This window comes from Burkholderia sp. SIMBA_051, from assembly GCF_046534915.1.
GTDB classification, from domain to species: Bacteria; Pseudomonadota; Gammaproteobacteria; order Burkholderiales; family Burkholderiaceae; genus Burkholderia; species Burkholderia ambifaria.
In genome coordinates, this window is the sequence record NZ_JAWRXS010000140.1 from 1 (window position 1) to 312 (window position 312).

Consider the following 312-nt stretch of genomic DNA (forward strand, 5'->3'; position numbering starts at 1 on the left):
CGCGCAGATCGCCGCCACGAACGATCTCGAGGCGATCCGCGCGTGGCTCGCGCGCTTCGCCGACAAACGGACCACCTTCGACAGCTACCGCAAGGAAGCCGAACGGCTGCTGCTATGGGCGATCGTCCAGCTCGGCAAGCCGCTGTCGTCGCTCACGCACGAAGACCTGCTGCTGTTCCGGCAATTCCTCAGGGACCCGCAGCCGCGCCCGCGCTGGGTCGCCGACGGCGGCCGCAAGCACCCGCGCGATGACCCGCGCTGGCGGCCGTTCTACAGGACACTCCGGCCGAGCAGCCAGTACCAGGCGATGGT

General features: G+C 69.6%; 1 pseudogene. It reads left to right on the forward strand.

Annotated features, from left to right (window positions below):
- Positions 1-312 (forward strand): annotated as a pseudogene (locus tag SB771_RS33920) (integrase); the annotation flags it as partial.